The organism is Methylobacterium ajmalii (assembly GCF_016613415.1).
Taxonomy (GTDB): domain Bacteria; phylum Pseudomonadota; class Alphaproteobacteria; order Rhizobiales; family Beijerinckiaceae; genus Methylobacterium; species Methylobacterium ajmalii.
The window spans coordinates 18,886-32,578 of sequence record NZ_JACWCT010000004.1; the positions used below are offsets into that span (position 1 = coordinate 18,886).

11 protein-coding genes and 2 pseudogenes are annotated in these 13,693 nt (G+C 65.9%); 5 read left to right on the forward strand and 8 right to left on the reverse strand.

All coding sequences use genetic code 11. From position 1 onward, the window contains the following. The first annotated feature begins 56 nt into the window (after positions 1-56). Positions 57-329, forward strand: coding sequence for a metal-sensing transcriptional repressor (locus HPY23_RS00890; RefSeq protein WP_024830175.1), 273 nt, complete (start codon positions 57-59; stop codon positions 327-329). Positions 330-339: 10 nt separating this feature from the next. Continuing rightward, positions 340-1,671, forward strand: a complete 1,332-nt coding sequence (locus HPY23_RS00895) for an MFS transporter (protein WP_024830174.1) — start codon at positions 340-342, stop codon at positions 1,669-1,671. Between the two features lie 345 nt (positions 1,672-2,016). Here HPY23_RS00895 and HPY23_RS00900 read toward each other — a convergent pair whose 3' ends face one another. The 6 genes from HPY23_RS00900 to HPY23_RS00925 all read right to left on the reverse strand — a co-directional run bounded on the left by HPY23_RS00900 (position 2,017) and on the right by HPY23_RS00925 (position 8,792). Further along, a complete protein-coding gene (locus HPY23_RS00900) occupies positions 2,017-3,936 on the reverse strand; it encodes a DUF6538 domain-containing protein (protein WP_123834326.1) in 1,920 nt (639 codons plus the stop codon). Between the two features lie 363 nt (positions 3,937-4,299). Then, positions 4,300-4,986, reverse strand: a complete 687-nt coding sequence (locus HPY23_RS00905; protein WP_135417729.1) for a hypothetical protein — start codon at positions 4,984-4,986, stop codon at positions 4,300-4,302. Between the two features lie 175 nt (positions 4,987-5,161). Further along, positions 5,162-6,826, reverse strand: coding sequence for a type IV secretory system conjugative DNA transfer family protein (locus tag HPY23_RS00910; RefSeq protein ID WP_048444040.1), 1,665 nt, complete (start codon positions 6,824-6,826; stop codon positions 5,162-5,164). Positions 6,827-6,880: 54 nt separating this feature from the next. Continuing rightward, positions 6,881-7,435: a hypothetical protein gene (locus HPY23_RS00915; RefSeq protein ID WP_048444041.1), complete on the reverse strand. Its 555-nt coding sequence runs from the start codon at positions 7,433-7,435 to the stop codon at positions 6,881-6,883. An 83-nt stretch (positions 7,436-7,518) separates the two neighbouring features. Continuing rightward, positions 7,519-8,265 (reverse strand): P-loop NTPase family protein, encoded by a 747-nt coding sequence (locus HPY23_RS00920; protein WP_048444042.1) that lies wholly within the window; start codon positions 8,263-8,265, stop codon positions 7,519-7,521. Continuing rightward, a complete protein-coding gene (locus tag HPY23_RS00925) occupies positions 8,265-8,792 on the reverse strand; it encodes a hypothetical protein (RefSeq protein WP_048444043.1) in 528 nt (175 codons plus the stop codon). Before HPY23_RS00925 ends, HPY23_RS00920 begins: the two co-directional genes overlap by 1 nt. A 314-nt stretch (positions 8,793-9,106) precedes the next feature. On the opposite strand from HPY23_RS00925, the gene HPY23_RS00930 reads away from it, so the two are divergent. From HPY23_RS00930 to HPY23_RS00940, 3 genes are all read left to right on the forward strand, one after another. Continuing rightward, a complete protein-coding gene (locus tag HPY23_RS00930) occupies positions 9,107-9,403 on the forward strand; it encodes a hypothetical protein (RefSeq protein WP_048444044.1) in 297 nt (98 codons plus the stop codon). Further along, positions 9,400-12,345 (forward strand): MobF family relaxase, encoded by a 2,946-nt coding sequence (mobF, locus tag HPY23_RS00935; protein ID WP_048444045.1) that lies wholly within the window; start codon positions 9,400-9,402, stop codon positions 12,343-12,345. Before HPY23_RS00930 ends, mobF begins: the two co-directional genes overlap by 4 nt. 69 nt (positions 12,346-12,414) lie before the next feature. After that, entirely contained in the window at positions 12,415-12,708 is a 294-nt protein-coding gene (locus tag HPY23_RS00940; protein ID WP_083469131.1) for a FitA-like ribbon-helix-helix domain-containing protein, read from the forward strand. 68 nt (positions 12,709-12,776) lie between these two features. Here HPY23_RS00940 and HPY23_RS00945 read toward each other — a convergent pair. Together HPY23_RS00945 and HPY23_RS00950 are read right to left on the reverse strand one after the other, a co-directional pair. Then, positions 12,777-13,499: pseudogene (locus tag HPY23_RS00945) on the reverse strand (IS701 family transposase); the annotation flags it as partial. Between the two features lie 39 nt (positions 13,500-13,538). Beyond that, positions 13,539-13,693 (reverse strand): annotated as a pseudogene (locus HPY23_RS00950) (IS3 family transposase); the annotation flags it as partial.

Here is a 13,693-nt window from a genome sequence, read left to right on the forward strand (position 1 = left end):
CGACCGACGCGTCAAATACCCTTCCCTTATCCTATCCAGGAGGATAGCATGTCAACATGGAACACGTGCACGCCTCCCACCCGGACATCGTCAAGCGCCTCAAGCGCGCACACGGCCACCTCGCCGGTGTCATCGCGATGATCGACGAGGGCCGGCCCTGCCTCGACCTCGCCCAGCAACTCCAAGCGGTCGAGAGCGCCATCGCCAACGCGAAGCGCACCCTGATCGAGGACCACATGGAGCACTGCATCGGCGACGGCGTCGCCGACGGCGGCAAAACGGCCAGGGCCGCGCTCGCCGAGTTCAAGGCGCTGGCGAAGTACCTGTGAGGGGTGCCCGATGCTGAGCGTCCTCGCAAACCGGACCTACCGCCACCTGTTCGCCGCGCAGGTCGTCGCCCTGATCGGCACCGGCCTGCTGACGGTCGCCCTCGGGCTCCTGGCCTATCGCCTCGCCAAGGCCGAGGCCGGTGCGGTGCTCGGCACGGCGCTGGCCATCAAGATGGTCGCCTACGTGCTGGTCGCGCCGGTGGCGAACGCCTTCACCGGGCAGTTGCCGCGCCGCGCCTTCCTGGTGACGACCGACCTTGTGAGGGCCGCCGTCGCCCTGATCCTGCCCTTCGTCGACCAGATCTGGCAGGTCTACGTCCTCGTCTTCGTGCTCCAGTCCTGCTCGGCCGCCTTCACCCCGACCTTCCAGGCAACCATTCCCGACATCCTGCCGGAGGAGCGCGACTACACCCGGGCGCTCTCCCTCTCGCGGCTGGCCTACGACCTGGAGAACCTGCTCAGCCCGGCGCTCGCCGCCATCCTTCTGACGGTGATCAACTTCCACTGGCTGTTCGGCGGCACGGTCGTCGGTTTCCTATGCTCGGCGGCGCTCGTCGTGTCTGTCGGCCTACCGAGCCCGAAGCCGACCGAGCGCCGCGGGATCTACGAACGGACCACCCGCGGCCTCCGCATCTACCTCGCGACGCCGCGCCTGCGGGGCCTCCTCGCCCTGAACCTCGCGGTGTCGGCGGCCGGCTCTATGGTCATCGTCAACACGGTCGTGATCGTGCAGGCCATCCTGCACCGGCCCCAGAACGACGTCGCGGTCGCGCTCGGCCTGTTCGGCGGTGGCTCGATGGTCGCGGCTCTTCTGCTGCCGCGGGTGCTCGACCGGCTGCCGGACCGGACCGTGATGCTGCCGGCGGCGGCCCTCCTCGGCGTCGTGCTGCTCGCCTTCGCCGCAACGACCTGGGGCGGCGTGATCGGCTGGCCGATGCTGCTCGCCACATGGCTGGTTCTCGGGATCGGTTACTCGGCCGCTCAGACCCCGACCGGGCGGCTCCTCCGGCGCTCGGCCACGACCGAGGACCGGCCCGCGGTGTTCGCGGCTCAGTTCGCCCTGTCGCACGTCGCCTGGCTCGTCACCTATCCGCTGGCGGGCTGGCTTGGAGCCGAGGCCGGCATGCCGGTCACGCTCGCGGTGCTGGGCGTGCTCACCCTAGCGGCCATCGCGGCGGCGGCCGTGCTGTGGCCCGCCTCGGACCCGGACGTCGTCGAGCATGCACACGCCGACCTCGGGCCAGACCATCCGCACCTGGACGGCGCCGCGGCACGGCGGCACGCCCACGCCTTCGTCATCGACGACCTGCACCAGCGCTGGCCGGCGCACCGCCCTGGATAAGGATGGCGAGGCGCCTGACCGCCCTGCTCCCGTTCGCATTTGGGTGGGGGCCGTCCGCTTATCCGACGAAGCGGCTCGGAAGCGGACCAGCCGGTCACGGCCATTTCCAGTCAATTGCCGAGCGTCTGCTTTTGTCGGACCTGCTCCCTAAACCGGAACAGCTGCAATCCACCCGATTTAGCCGTCCGATTATCGTTTGGAAGGTCCGCTGCGAAGCCGCGTATCTGACATGACAATAGCCCACCAAGGAATTCGCAAAATTTTCACATAAACGAGCCGGCCTAGTTTCTGTAGAAGCCGTGTGGAAGGTCGCTGCATAGCCAAAACAGCGTGCCGATTTCATTTTCAGGCAGTCAGTTGCCGTCGAGTATCAGATACCCGATGTGGTTCGCCGGTGCGCGCGGCCTCGGTCATTTTCTCGATGTTAATTGGTAAGATGAGACGATCAATAACGTCTTTAAGTTTGATCAAGGCCTGACCTTTGTAATAACGCTCCATTTCAGACCGTCTGGTCTTGCTCTCGTGGCCAATCACCTCCTCCACAAAGTTCGGCTGAGCACCTGCGTTTATGATGAGCGTGGTCGCCGAATGTCGAAATGAGTGGAACGTGACGTCAGCACGTACACCGTGGTACGATTTAAAGCGCTGAAACCACTTCCCGAAGGCGCTGCCGTATGGCGAGTTCTCTCCATCATTGAGAGTATCCGTCTTCTCGGCGCCAGCCTCACCCTCAGGGAGGAGCAATTCATTCTCTTCTCGTCCCTCCACCAATGCCTCAATCAACCCGAGACTCAGCAGATTCTGATGGAGAGGGACCCATCGGGCGCTTCCTCCGGCTTTCAGGTCAAGAGTCGGATCCTTGAGATTGAAATGCCAGATTCCTGTCTCCTTGTGTCGTACGACGTGTCGTACCCGGAGTTGGAATATTTCACCGCGTCGCATGCCGCTGTGGCAGCCGATGAGGATGCCCCAGTAGCGTTCGTCACGTAGGACGTGCGGACCCGGCTTCTTCCAGCTTCGGCGACTGCGAATTCCGAAAAACAAATCTGCATTCAGCACGGCCGCGAGTTCGTCACTGTTCCACGCCGGCCGCTCGTCCCGAGCGCTGTGATGCCGACCTCGGACGCGGCTCATGTTGATGTGCAGACCGTCGAAGATCGACGGCGTACCCTTGGGAACGACTTCGTTGACCTGAGCCCATGGCCAGATGCCCGACAAGGCCGCAAGGTGCCGGTTGAAGGTCTGAGGCTTCAGGCGATCGATGTCCGCCTTACCGTTGCAATGCTCGATCAGGCCGCGGATGCCGCTTCGGCGCTGAATGTCACGCCACTCAACGCACTTGTCGTATTTCCCAGGAAGGCTGAGCAGAGCACGCCTGAACTCTGCGGCATCGGCGGGTCCATAGGCCTCGAGCGGCTTGTCGCCACATATCTCGACGAAAAGACGCCCTGTCGACTGGGCTTGGCGAGCAATAGCCTCTTTCCATTCGTTGTGTCTGACGCGATCGTCGCTATAGGCGGTCCAAATCTCGCTGAACAATCTCTCAGATTGATGCGCCATCTTTTTCGTTGGCGCATCGGACCGAGTGGGCGGGTTAGGAACAATCGGACGATGGGCGACCGCGTGCAGGGGGTGATGAGGCCTGACGACGTCGCGCAGATAGGCCAGTTTCTGCTCAGCGATCGTGATTTCGGCGTCGAGTAGCGCGCGGCAGAGCGCGTATTCCTGAGTGGGGGTGTCGAGGTCGATCTCGTTGCGTAAGGCGAGTTCCTGTGCCGCGCTGCGAACGGATGTGAATTTGTTGAGTGACCGGTCGCGCTTTAGGCCGTCCAGTCGGCACTGATAGAGGAACTCCCATTCGGCCGGATCATTGAGGGTCCCCCTCGGACAGTCTCCGACGAAATCGCTGCCATCGGCTATTCCGTCTTCAAGCATCGCGCTGTCGACACCAGGAAGGTCGTCGATCTTGGGGTAGTGCCCGATAGCCGTTATGAGGCCTTCGTGCTTCAGAGATTCGGAGTCTAAGTACTGCTCCGCGAGCCGGGCGATATCGGCGCGCGTGAGCGATCGGTTGAAACGGACGAGGGTGAACAAGGTCTCTGTCCCATCCCACAAGCGTTGCGCCATCCGTCGGGCCTCGCCCGGCGTGGCTTGGCCGAGCGAGCGCAGGATCTCGCGCTGACCGAACCTCTGACGCAGGTCATGGGGGATGATACGGCGAAAAAAGACCGTTTGTCGGCGACGGCGGAGGTGGGTGCGGGGCAAGGCAGGAATCCCTGCCGTCCAGACAAGTGGACCTCCCGAGTGGACCTGGACGGAGCGGTCGGCCCGGGCGGGTCCGAAAACAGCCGGAGAATCAACGGTCGGCTGAGAATCTTGAGACTTTGGCTGGGGCGCCAGGATTCTCACCTAAGCGGCAGCCCGCGTAAGTCGTTGACTCAGCAGCACTAAACGGCGTTACAGCTGCGTTGTCATACATTGATGTGCGACAACGTGCAACTCGTCGTTGGCTCAATATTGCGGACGTCAGTTCGGCTTGGTCAGCATGTAATGAATGGCCGAATGTGGCCGGCTGAGGTTTGCCCTTCAAAGTCGAATTGGAGCTAACTATGAGGTGTAGTCAGAATTCTAGGGCCCGAAGCGAAGTCTACTCAGGATCTCCTGTTCAGCATAACTACTGTTTTCCTCTAACGATGTTGTGAGTTCATCTAAACGATCCCACCTTTTGGTTTGTTCTCTGAGGGCAGAAGACTGAGAGTGATGCGTGATTCTGTATAGCATCGGCATATCGCAGAACCGAATTACTCTATGTCCTTCTATAAGATTACCACTGCCCAATTTCTTGAGGATTGCGTGGTGTAGGGCGTATGCAAAATACCTTTCCGACCTAGTCGGAAATTTGGTTCCGTAATCCGCAAATAATCTCTCCGCAAACGGAACGCCGGAATCGATTCTGTTTGTGAGGGCTGGGTATATTTTTCCTGATGCTCTAACCATATCGGCAATCTTCATGAAATCGCCGTATGCGGTGTCGACATTAAAATCGCCAAAAATTGCCTTCTCCATGAATACTCCCGAAGCATGGATTAGGATTTGATTTTCAATTGAAATTTCTGAAGTATCAGAAGGAGAAGGGGCAAATATAGATCCTATGTTATAATCTTCATGTATCGCTATATAAGCTGTGCTTATACCTATGCGGCGGTATGCAATCACATGCCCAATTTCATGCATGATTACACCCGATTTAGTCTGATGTTTTGCACTGAGTTCTTCGCGGCTCAACATCAGGAGATTTTTCTTGAAGATTTTCATGGCTCAGACCTTCATTTTACTGTAGTTGACGACACTGCTAATAATTGTGCCATTATAATTCTAATGACAAACGTAGCATTTATCGCGAATTTGCAATTTTATAATAATATATTTATTGTGAATCGATATAATTCAGTTCAATAAGTTTTGCACGTCGTTCAATGTAAGTGCATCATCAGCTTTGTCCGACCGGGGCTACAGAGTTGATCAGACTTAAGAAGCGTGGGTCGGAATGAGCCACGGTTTTGTGCAAGCGGATCGGATGGCGCGGATAAGCGGCACTGTTGGCGAACACCAGAAGCTCTCGGCTCGGCATGCTGGTCAGGGCCTGAGCCGGGACCAACCGCGCGGCCTGCGGTGTCAGGGCAATGCTGCGCTGACCCTGCCCCTCGGCGGGCCGGGTCAGCGTCTCGACCCGGGCGGTGTAGTCGCCGAGCGCCCGCGACCAGCGTTCGCTCGCGTCGGGATCGACCGCCGGCACGTCGAACACAGTCACGATCTCGGCGGTGTTGAGGATGGTGTCGGCCCCCGCCTGCCCGTAGAGGCCGACAATCTGCGAACGGTCCTGCCACAGAGTCCAGAGCGAGGCGCCGTAGCCCGGAAGCTCGGCAGATGCAGTCAGGATCTCGGAGAACCGCCCGAGGGCTGCGGCCTCGTCGATCATCACCAAGATGCGTTCGGCCGGCCGGTTGCGGCGCACGCTCGTGAACAGATCGCTGAGGAACCAGCGCAGCAGCGGCGCCAGCAGATCTTTGTACTCGGGCGGCACCGCCACGAACAGATCGACCCGGCCGGTGGCGAGGTCGGCGAAGTCGAAGCTGGTGGCGCCGACGAGATGGCGTAGGCGCGCGTCGGCGAGCCATTGGAAGGCCTGGGCGCAGGTGGCGACGAGCGGGTCGCGGGTCTTCGGATCGGCCTTGAGGATCTCCAGGGCGCTCAGCGCGGCGGGGGCCGGTCGCAAATGTTCGAGTTGCGCGATCAAAGTATCAGGGTCGGCGATCAGCGCCTGGACCTGTGCGACGCTGCGGGTGCCGCGCTTCAGGGTGACTAGGAGTGCACCGGTGATGAGATCGATCGCCCGGTTGCGGAAGTAGGCGGCAGCCTCGCCGTCGCCGCCCGGTTCGGGAAGGAGGGCGGCAGCGGTATGCTGAAGATAGAGCACATCCTCCGGATCGCGGTCAGCAAGGGGATTCCATCGGTCCGTGCCTCCCACGAGGTTCAGCGGATCGAGACAAATGACACGCCTGCCGATGGCGCGGCGCCGCTCGGCCGTAGCCCTGTAAAGTTCGCCCTTCGGATCGAAGACGACCGCGGGCCCGGACCAGGCGTTCGGCTCGGGATAGGCCAGGTTCGGGATCAACGCGCCGGAGGTCTTGCCCTTGCGCGGTGGCGCGATGGTCGCGAGCGTGCCCTGGACGGCGACGCGCACCGCGCGCCCGGTCTCCGGGTCGAGGCCGAGTTCGAGGCCTCGACCCATCGCGGCGCGCTCGGCGGCGGTCGCGAAGCGCGCCCCCCCGAACAGGTCGGAGGCGTCGCGCCGGGGCGCGGCCTTCGATCCGGCGAAGCGCCAGCCGATCATCAAGGCAATCGGTGCGAGCACCGCCATCAGCGTCCAGAAGCCGCTCGCGAACGCCGGCGCGCGGCCGATGAGCATCGCCCAGTACAGTTCCACGATCGCATCGAGCTGCCCGGTGCGCCAGAGCGCGAACCACATGCCCGGGCGCATGGCCTCACTCGGCCAGAGGGTTGGATCGAGCCCGTGCACGACGAGCGCCGCAGTGGGGTAGCCAAGAAGCAGGATCGCGATCGTCAGGACGACGATCTTCAATGCGAAGGACATCGATGGTGGATTCCGTCGATCAGCGGTTTGAGCGCAGGCGAGAGGTCATTCAGCTCAGGGGGCTGTGGCGAGGAGGCTCAAGGGCACGCGCGCCTCCGCGTAGCCGGACTGCGCCACCCAGCTTCGCAGCACACCGTCCGCGCCATCACGGCGCCAAAGCAGTGCGCGGGAACCAGGATCGAGCCGGCCCGCGACGCGCATGCCGTCCGGCATACGCCAGCCGATCGGCTGCGGCTCCGCACCCCGCAGGGTGACCCATCGCTCTGGCGTGCGGTACCAAGCGACTAGTGCCAAGCCGAAAAGCAGTAAGGCACTGCCCAGGCCGAGACCGATTGGCACGAGGCGGTAGGGCAGCCGAGAGCGCCAGATCGCGAGCCGGCTCGCCGTCCCGGCTCGGATCGGCCGATGCGAGGCCTCCGCATTCCGCAGCGAGTCCAACAGCGCCAGGCGGTCTTCCGGCGTGAGTACGGATTCCGCCTCGGCGAGGGCGGCAAAGCGCGCATCGGGTCGCGCCTTTAAAAGCCCGTCAAGCCGACGCTTGCTTACCCGCGCCACCTCCGTCGCCTCGGCCTCGGCCGCCTTAGTGGCGGCAGCGAGGTTGTCCCGCACCGTCTTCGCCGTCGGTGATCCCGAGGCAGATGGAGCCGAGGCGGGCGGGCCCGCGGGGCGCTTCGGTGGAATGGCCACGAGGCTCAGCCCTCGACTAGCCAGAGAGCCGCGGGCTTGACCGCTTCCATCACCGCGAGGCGGAAGGCGGTCAGGTCGCGCAGCATCCGCCCGGCCTGGGCCGGCGAGGTCTCCTTAGCGAGCCTGGCGCGGTCGAGCTTCGGGATGCCGCGGAGCTGCCCCGCCGTGAGCACCTCGCGGGTGGCGTCCTCTAGCTCGAACGCGCGCAAATGGCTCAGCGTCGCCGCACCTGCGACCCGCTTCAGAATGACGGGATCGATCGCGCCGCGCAGCGCGTTCGCCACCACGAAGCTTGCCGCCGCCCAGTCCTTGGCCGCCTGAAGCAGCTTGCCCGCATCCGCCAGCGACCCTGCCTCGGCCGCGACCACCACGACGAGGCCGAGCTCGATCCCGGCCTCACGCAGCGACGCCGCCTCGTCCTTGAGCACGCCGAGCAGGCTCGCCGAGGAATTGGCCCCGAGATCGACCAGCGTCGGACCGGTCACGCTGTAGAGCGCGTTGACGACCGGGTCGAACTCGGCGCGCGCTGCCTTGCCGCCCGAGGCCTCGATCGCCTCGCGGCTGGCGCGCACCGAGAAGTGGCGCACGCTTCCCGGCTCGTTGTCGGCCTTCGCGGTCTTGAACTCCGTAAGGCGCGGGGTCGATTCGACTTCGAGTATCGGCACGTCGGTGACCGCCTCGGCCAGCCCGCGGGTGATCGTGCTCTTGCCGATGCCGCCGGTTTCCTGAGCGACGATAAGAACGCGGGCCATCACTCGGGGTCCTTCCTGAACAGGTGCTTGTGCTTGGTGACGTGATGATCGCGGATTTCGGCCTCGCTCATGGGCGGCTCGCCGGATTCCGGAGGCGAACCGGCCGTGAGCTCGGGGGCGAGCCGGGCTCGCCGTGCGCCGGCATCGGAGGGCGAAGCCGGCGCGGGCCGGCGCGGTGGCAGTGGAGCCGCGGCGAGATCGGGCCGCATGTCGCGCAGAGCCGCCCGCGCGGCCCGGCGGCGGGCCTGCCGGCGCACGCTAGAAATCACGCCGGTCAGCTGCGTGTCGGTGAGCGGGCGCCCGTCGGCGGTGGCGTAACCCTGTGCGGTCAGGCCGGCGGCAATCTCCTTCCAGGTGCTGCCGGAGGCCTTCAGGGCGAGCAGCGCGTCGAGGTTGTCGCGCACCATCGCCATCAGCCCTGTGGCCGCCCGCCCGCCCGGGGCGAGCGTCATGCCGTCGCGCGCCTTGGCGGAGGCGGCGAGGTCGCGCTTGAGGCGGCTGAGGTCGAGGCGGGACTGCATCGGCATGTACGCCGACCTATCAGGCGGTCCCTTGTCGGCCGGTGTGGTGGGGCCGGCAAATGCCAGGGATCACGGCAAGGAATCGTTAGCGCGCGGCTGCATACGGCAGGTAACGGTTGCATCGCGGCTGGACGCGGCAGCAATACGGCAACCCACGGCCAAGTACGGCAGCGATTACGGCTGGGCCACGGTAGCAGAAGGGATATCACACCACACGCACTGAAGTGGCCCGGCGTTAACCGCGCGGCCGTGTCGGCCTCGCCCAACCGCCTCGTCCGTGCCAAGCCTGCCGTCTCGATCCGCGCGCAGCAGGTACGCCGATGGCCCAGGAGGTCAAGCTCACCGTGACCCTGGAAGCGGCGCTCGCCGCCCGGTTGCGAGCCGCCGCGGCCGAGCGCGGCTGGTCCGCCGAGAGCTTGGCCGTCGAGTGCATCGTCCAGCACCTGGAAGTGGCGATCCGTCACCGCGTCCTAGTCGAGCGGATGGAGCAGATCGACGGCGCCATCCTCGAGATGGCCCAGGCGGTCGGCGAACTCGGTGCGCCGTCGGCCGGCATCGACCTGTCCAAGGTCTGCCGCCTGCACAAGGGCGACGGCGTCGCCGATCCGGCGCCGTGACCGCCTCGCTGCACCGGCTCGGTGCCGGTTCGCCGGCAGCGTCGTACTACACCCACGACAGCCAGCGCGAAGCCAAACCCGACAAGCGGGACGAGTACTACCTCTCGGACGGCGGCGGGGTCTGGTGGAGCAGCGGCGAGACGATCGTGCGCCACGGCGCGGCGATCGATGCAGCCTCGTTTCGCGACCTGTGTGCGGGGATCCACCCAGGCACGGGCAAGCCGCTGGTGCGCGGTGCCGGCCCGGGTCACTGGGCGGGCGTCGACTGCACTATGACCCCCGGGAAGAGTGTGTCCGTGCTTTGGATGGCCGGCACGCCCGAGCAACGCGCTGCGATCGAGGCCGCCCATCGCGCCGCCGTCGAGCGGGCGCTGAGTTTTGTCACCGCGGAGGGCCTCGTCACTGTCCGGACCGGCGCCGGCGGTACCGACCAGCATCGCCCGCGCGACCTGATCGTCGGCCGGTTCGATCACTATACAACTCGTGAGGGTGACCCGAATATTCACACGCACTGCGTGTTCATCAATGTCGCTGGTACGCCTGCAAATGCCGGTGCTGGTCGATACAAGTCCCGGACGCATCTAACCATTGAGCCTGAGCGATTATATGCCGCCCAGCTCGGAGTGGGAGCGGCGTACAGGGCGGCCCTCGCCGAAGGGCTGCGCGAGCGGTTCGGCCTGCAGTATCGCGAGGCCGGACGCGGGCAGTGGGAGGTCGCCGGCCTGCCGGAGACGTTACTCGCGGCCTTTTCCAAGCGCTCGCAGCAGATCCTAGCCTATGCGGGCACGGGCGCCAGCAGCGCCCAGCGCGAGATCGCCGCCTTGGCGACCCGCCGGGGCAAGGAGGAGTTGCCGACCGGGCCGGAGCTGGAGGCACGCTGGCGCGCGGAACTCGCCGCCTGCGTGATCGATCCGTGGCTGGCCGCGCGTCACCTTGAGCGCGACTCCGCCCTCGTGCTGACCGCCGAGCGCGATCGGGAGCGGGAGACCCCGTTCGAGCCGCCCGAGATCCCCGGCGACGGTGCGGTGGCACGCGCCGCCTCGGCCTTGTTCCGGCACGAGAGCGTCGTGGCGCGCAAGGATCTGCTCCAGCGCGCCCTGGAGGTCGCGGGCCTCGCCGGCGTCGGGGTCGACGCCGTGGAGGCGGAGCTCGCCCAGCTCGAACGGGATGGCGCGCTGCTGCCGCTGGCCGACGCCGCGATGGTCCCGGGTGCCAGCGCGTGCTGGACCAGCCCGGGCATCGCCGCTTGCGAGGCGGCGATGCTGCGCGCGGCCGATCGTCCCCTGGAGCGGACCTGGATTACGCCCGAGGCGGTCGAGGATGCGCTGGAGCATGCGCCTCACCTCAGCGCCGAGCAGGGCGAAGCCGTGCGCCACGCCGCCGGTCGGGACGGGGTGTCGCTGCTGCAGGCCGGTGCGGGGACCGGCAAGACCACGACGGCGGCCGCCCTGGTGGCCGCCGCCCGCGGCTCCGGTCTCCGGGTGATCGGCCTCGCCCCGTCGTGGGTGGCCGCCGACGAGCTCGGGCGCTCGACCGGGATCCCGGCGCAGGCGATCGCGCGCTGGCGCCAGGACCGGACGCTGACAGCAGGTCCGGATACCGCCAACCGCCCCGACCGGCCGGCGCTGCTCGACGCCGGTACCCTGGTGCTGGTCGATGAGGCGGGGATGGTCGCGACCCGCGACATGGAGGCCGTGCTGAGCGCGGCCCGGTCGGCCGGGGCGAAGGTGGTTCTGATCGGCGATCGGCGCCAGCTCGCCTCGGTCGGGGGCGCGAGCGCTCTGCGGGCGGTCGCCGATGTGGTCGGGCGCTCTGTGGTGCTCGAACAGGTCCGCCGGCAGACGGTGGAGTGGCAGCGCGCGGCCTCGGTGCTGATGGCGCGCGGCGAGGTCGAGGCGGGCTTGCGCGCCTACTCGGCCCGGGACCAGATCGAGCTGGTCGCCGGCGCCGAGGCTGCGCAGGCGCGCGTGCTCGCGATCTGGACCGAACAGCGCGCGGCGCAGGGCGAGGACGTGCTGATCGTGACCCGGCGCAACGCCGACGCTGCAGCGCTGAATATCCGGGCGCGGGCCGTGCTGCGGACAGAGGGACACCTCGGTCCCGATGTGGTCACCCTGCCGGCGCGCGACCGTGACGACAGGCCAGTGCCGCTCGCTCTCGCTGTCGGCGATAGCCTTCGCATCGGCGAGAGCCTGCCGCATCTCGGGTTGCGCAACGGCAATCGCGCCCGGGTCGAGGGGATCACAGTCGAGCCGGAGGGAGGAGCACGCCTGCGCCTGGCGCTGGAGGATGGTCGCGCGCTGGAGGTGGCGTGGTCGGATCTGGCGCAACAGCCGCGGTTCGGCCGGAAGCGGCCGCAGCCCAGGATCGTGCATGCCTATGCGGGCACGGCCTACGCGGCGCAAGGCCGGACCTCGTCCGCGGCGGTGATGTATGTCGGGGCGGCGACCGACGCGCGCGAGCTCTATGTCGGCCTGACCCGGCACCGGCACGAGGCCAGGGTGGTGGTCGAGCGCGACCGGCTCGACGCCCTGTGCCGGCAACGTCAGGCGGATGCGTGGATGCCGGCCACCGACGCGATGGTGCTGGAGCGCCTGTTCCGTGAGGCGCGGAACTACAGCGAGAAGGCCAACGTAGTCGATCACGCCGCCGACCGGGTGGCTTTCGTGCGGGATGGATCGCTGGAAACGCGCGAGCCCATCGGCCAAGGGGTCGACGTGCCGCGCGTGATGCGCGCGGCGCGGCTTTTACGTGAGGCGATGTCGTGGCTTGGCGTCGAGCCGCTCATCGTGCCGACGTGGCGGCTGGTGGATGCCTACGGGCGTCGTCTGACGCAGGCACCGGCCCGGGCGACGCGCGCTTTGGTCGACGAGCTCGCCCGCCGCCTCGATCGCCCCGATCCGCTACTCGACCGTGAGCGGGGTCGCCACATCGAGCGATGATAAGGCTGAATGCAGAGTGCAAAAAACGATTTCGTTGCCAGCAGTGCTAGCAACGCCTACGATCGGAGCATGGCCGTTTCCCACGCACCCAGCGCGACGATCACGATCGGTAATCTTGACGGGCGGGTGAAGAAGCGGCTTCGCGGGCGCGCTGCTATGAATGGCCGATCAATGGAAGCCGAGGTGCGTTCAATCTTCTCGGACACGCTCGGCACCGAGGCAGTCGAGTCGGTGAATTTGGCGGAAGCGATCCGCCGGCGGGTCGCGCCGCTTCGTGGCATTGAGCTTGAAGATCATCCAGCCATCTCGCTCGGTGAGCCGCTCGGATGGTGCTCTAAGATTACAGTTGCATCCTTCTTCTGAGATGCGCCTGTCGAGCGGCAGCTTGGTGGGCGCGCCGCCAGGCTGACCAGGCGAGCACGAGGGCGGGCTCAATGCGCCGCTGCGCCAGCCGCATCGCCACGCGCCGGATCTCTTGGATGGACCACGGCACCGGCGAGCTTGGCGATGAGCGTCGTTTTTGGGGGCGGACTGTTGGCCAAGTGGCGCACCCGCGCCAGCATCGCGAAGGCCAGCATCACCAAGCTGACGTGCCGGTGCCAGCCGTGCCACGAGCGGCTCTCGTTGTGGGCCAATCCGAGTTCCGTCTTGGCGGTCTGGAACGCGTCCTCGATCGCCCAGCGCCGGCCTTCCACCATCACCAGCTTCTCGACCGGCGTGCCGGCCGGGCACCAGGTGGTGAAGTACGCGAGCGCCCCGTCCGACAGGCTGCGCCGCACCAGCAGGCCGCGCGTCCACAAGCTCTGATCGAGCGCGGCGTCGAGCGCGTCGGCCCGGAGCGTGGCCAGCGGCAGATAGGCCCAGTCAAACAGGCGTGGTCCCTTGATTCCGGCTCCGGCCGAGAGGCGCAGCCAGTCCTGGTCGGGGATGCCCTTGGCGATCTCCGCGGCGGTGCCCGCGACGTCGAGGTGTGCGTTCCAGGACCAGAAGTGATGCTGACCGGTAACGCCCAGCACGTAGCCCTTGTAGGCGCGCCGCAGAGCCAGCTCGATCTCGCCCACGCCGTAGATGCTGTCGACCGCCATCCAGGCAAACGGCACCTCTGCCTGGATGGCCCGCTCGATCATGGTCTGCGCCAGCTGCGGCTTGGTGGCTGAACCGCTCCGGGTTTTTCGGAGGCTGGTTGGCTTGGTTCAGGCGGCTAAGGCTTGGTCGCCGACGTGGGTATGATAGCGCGCTTCGGCCTCGGCGGGAGGGACGTTGCCGATTGGCGCGAGGAGGCGACGGTGGTTGTACCAATCGACCCACTCCAGGGTGGCGTACTCGACCGCCTCGAAGGAACGCCACG

Coding starts and splice junctions, on each gene's coding strand:
- HPY23_RS00890 (WP_024830175.1), top strand. CDS start 57: ATGGAACACGTGCACGCCTCCCACCCGGACATCGTCAAGCGCCTCAAG.
- HPY23_RS00895 (WP_024830174.1), top strand. CDS start 340: ATGCTGAGCGTCCTCGCAAACCGGACCTACCGCCACCTGTTCGCCGCG.
- HPY23_RS00905 (WP_135417729.1), bottom strand. CDS start 4,986: ATGAAAATCTTCAAGAAAAATCTCCTGATGTTGAGCCGCGAAGAACTC.
- HPY23_RS00910 (WP_048444040.1), bottom strand. CDS start 6,826: ATGTCCTTCGCATTGAAGATCGTCGTCCTGACGATCGCGATCCTGCTT.
- HPY23_RS00920 (WP_048444042.1), bottom strand. CDS start 8,265: ATGGCCCGCGTTCTTATCGTCGCTCAGGAAACCGGCGGCATCGGCAAG.
- HPY23_RS00925 (WP_048444043.1), bottom strand. CDS start 8,792: ATGCCGATGCAGTCCCGCCTCGACCTCAGCCGCCTCAAGCGCGACCTC.
- HPY23_RS00930 (WP_048444044.1), top strand. CDS start 9,107: ATGGCCCAGGAGGTCAAGCTCACCGTGACCCTGGAAGCGGCGCTCGCC.
- HPY23_RS00940 (WP_083469131.1), top strand. CDS start 12,415: ATGGCCGTTTCCCACGCACCCAGCGCGACGATCACGATCGGTAATCTT.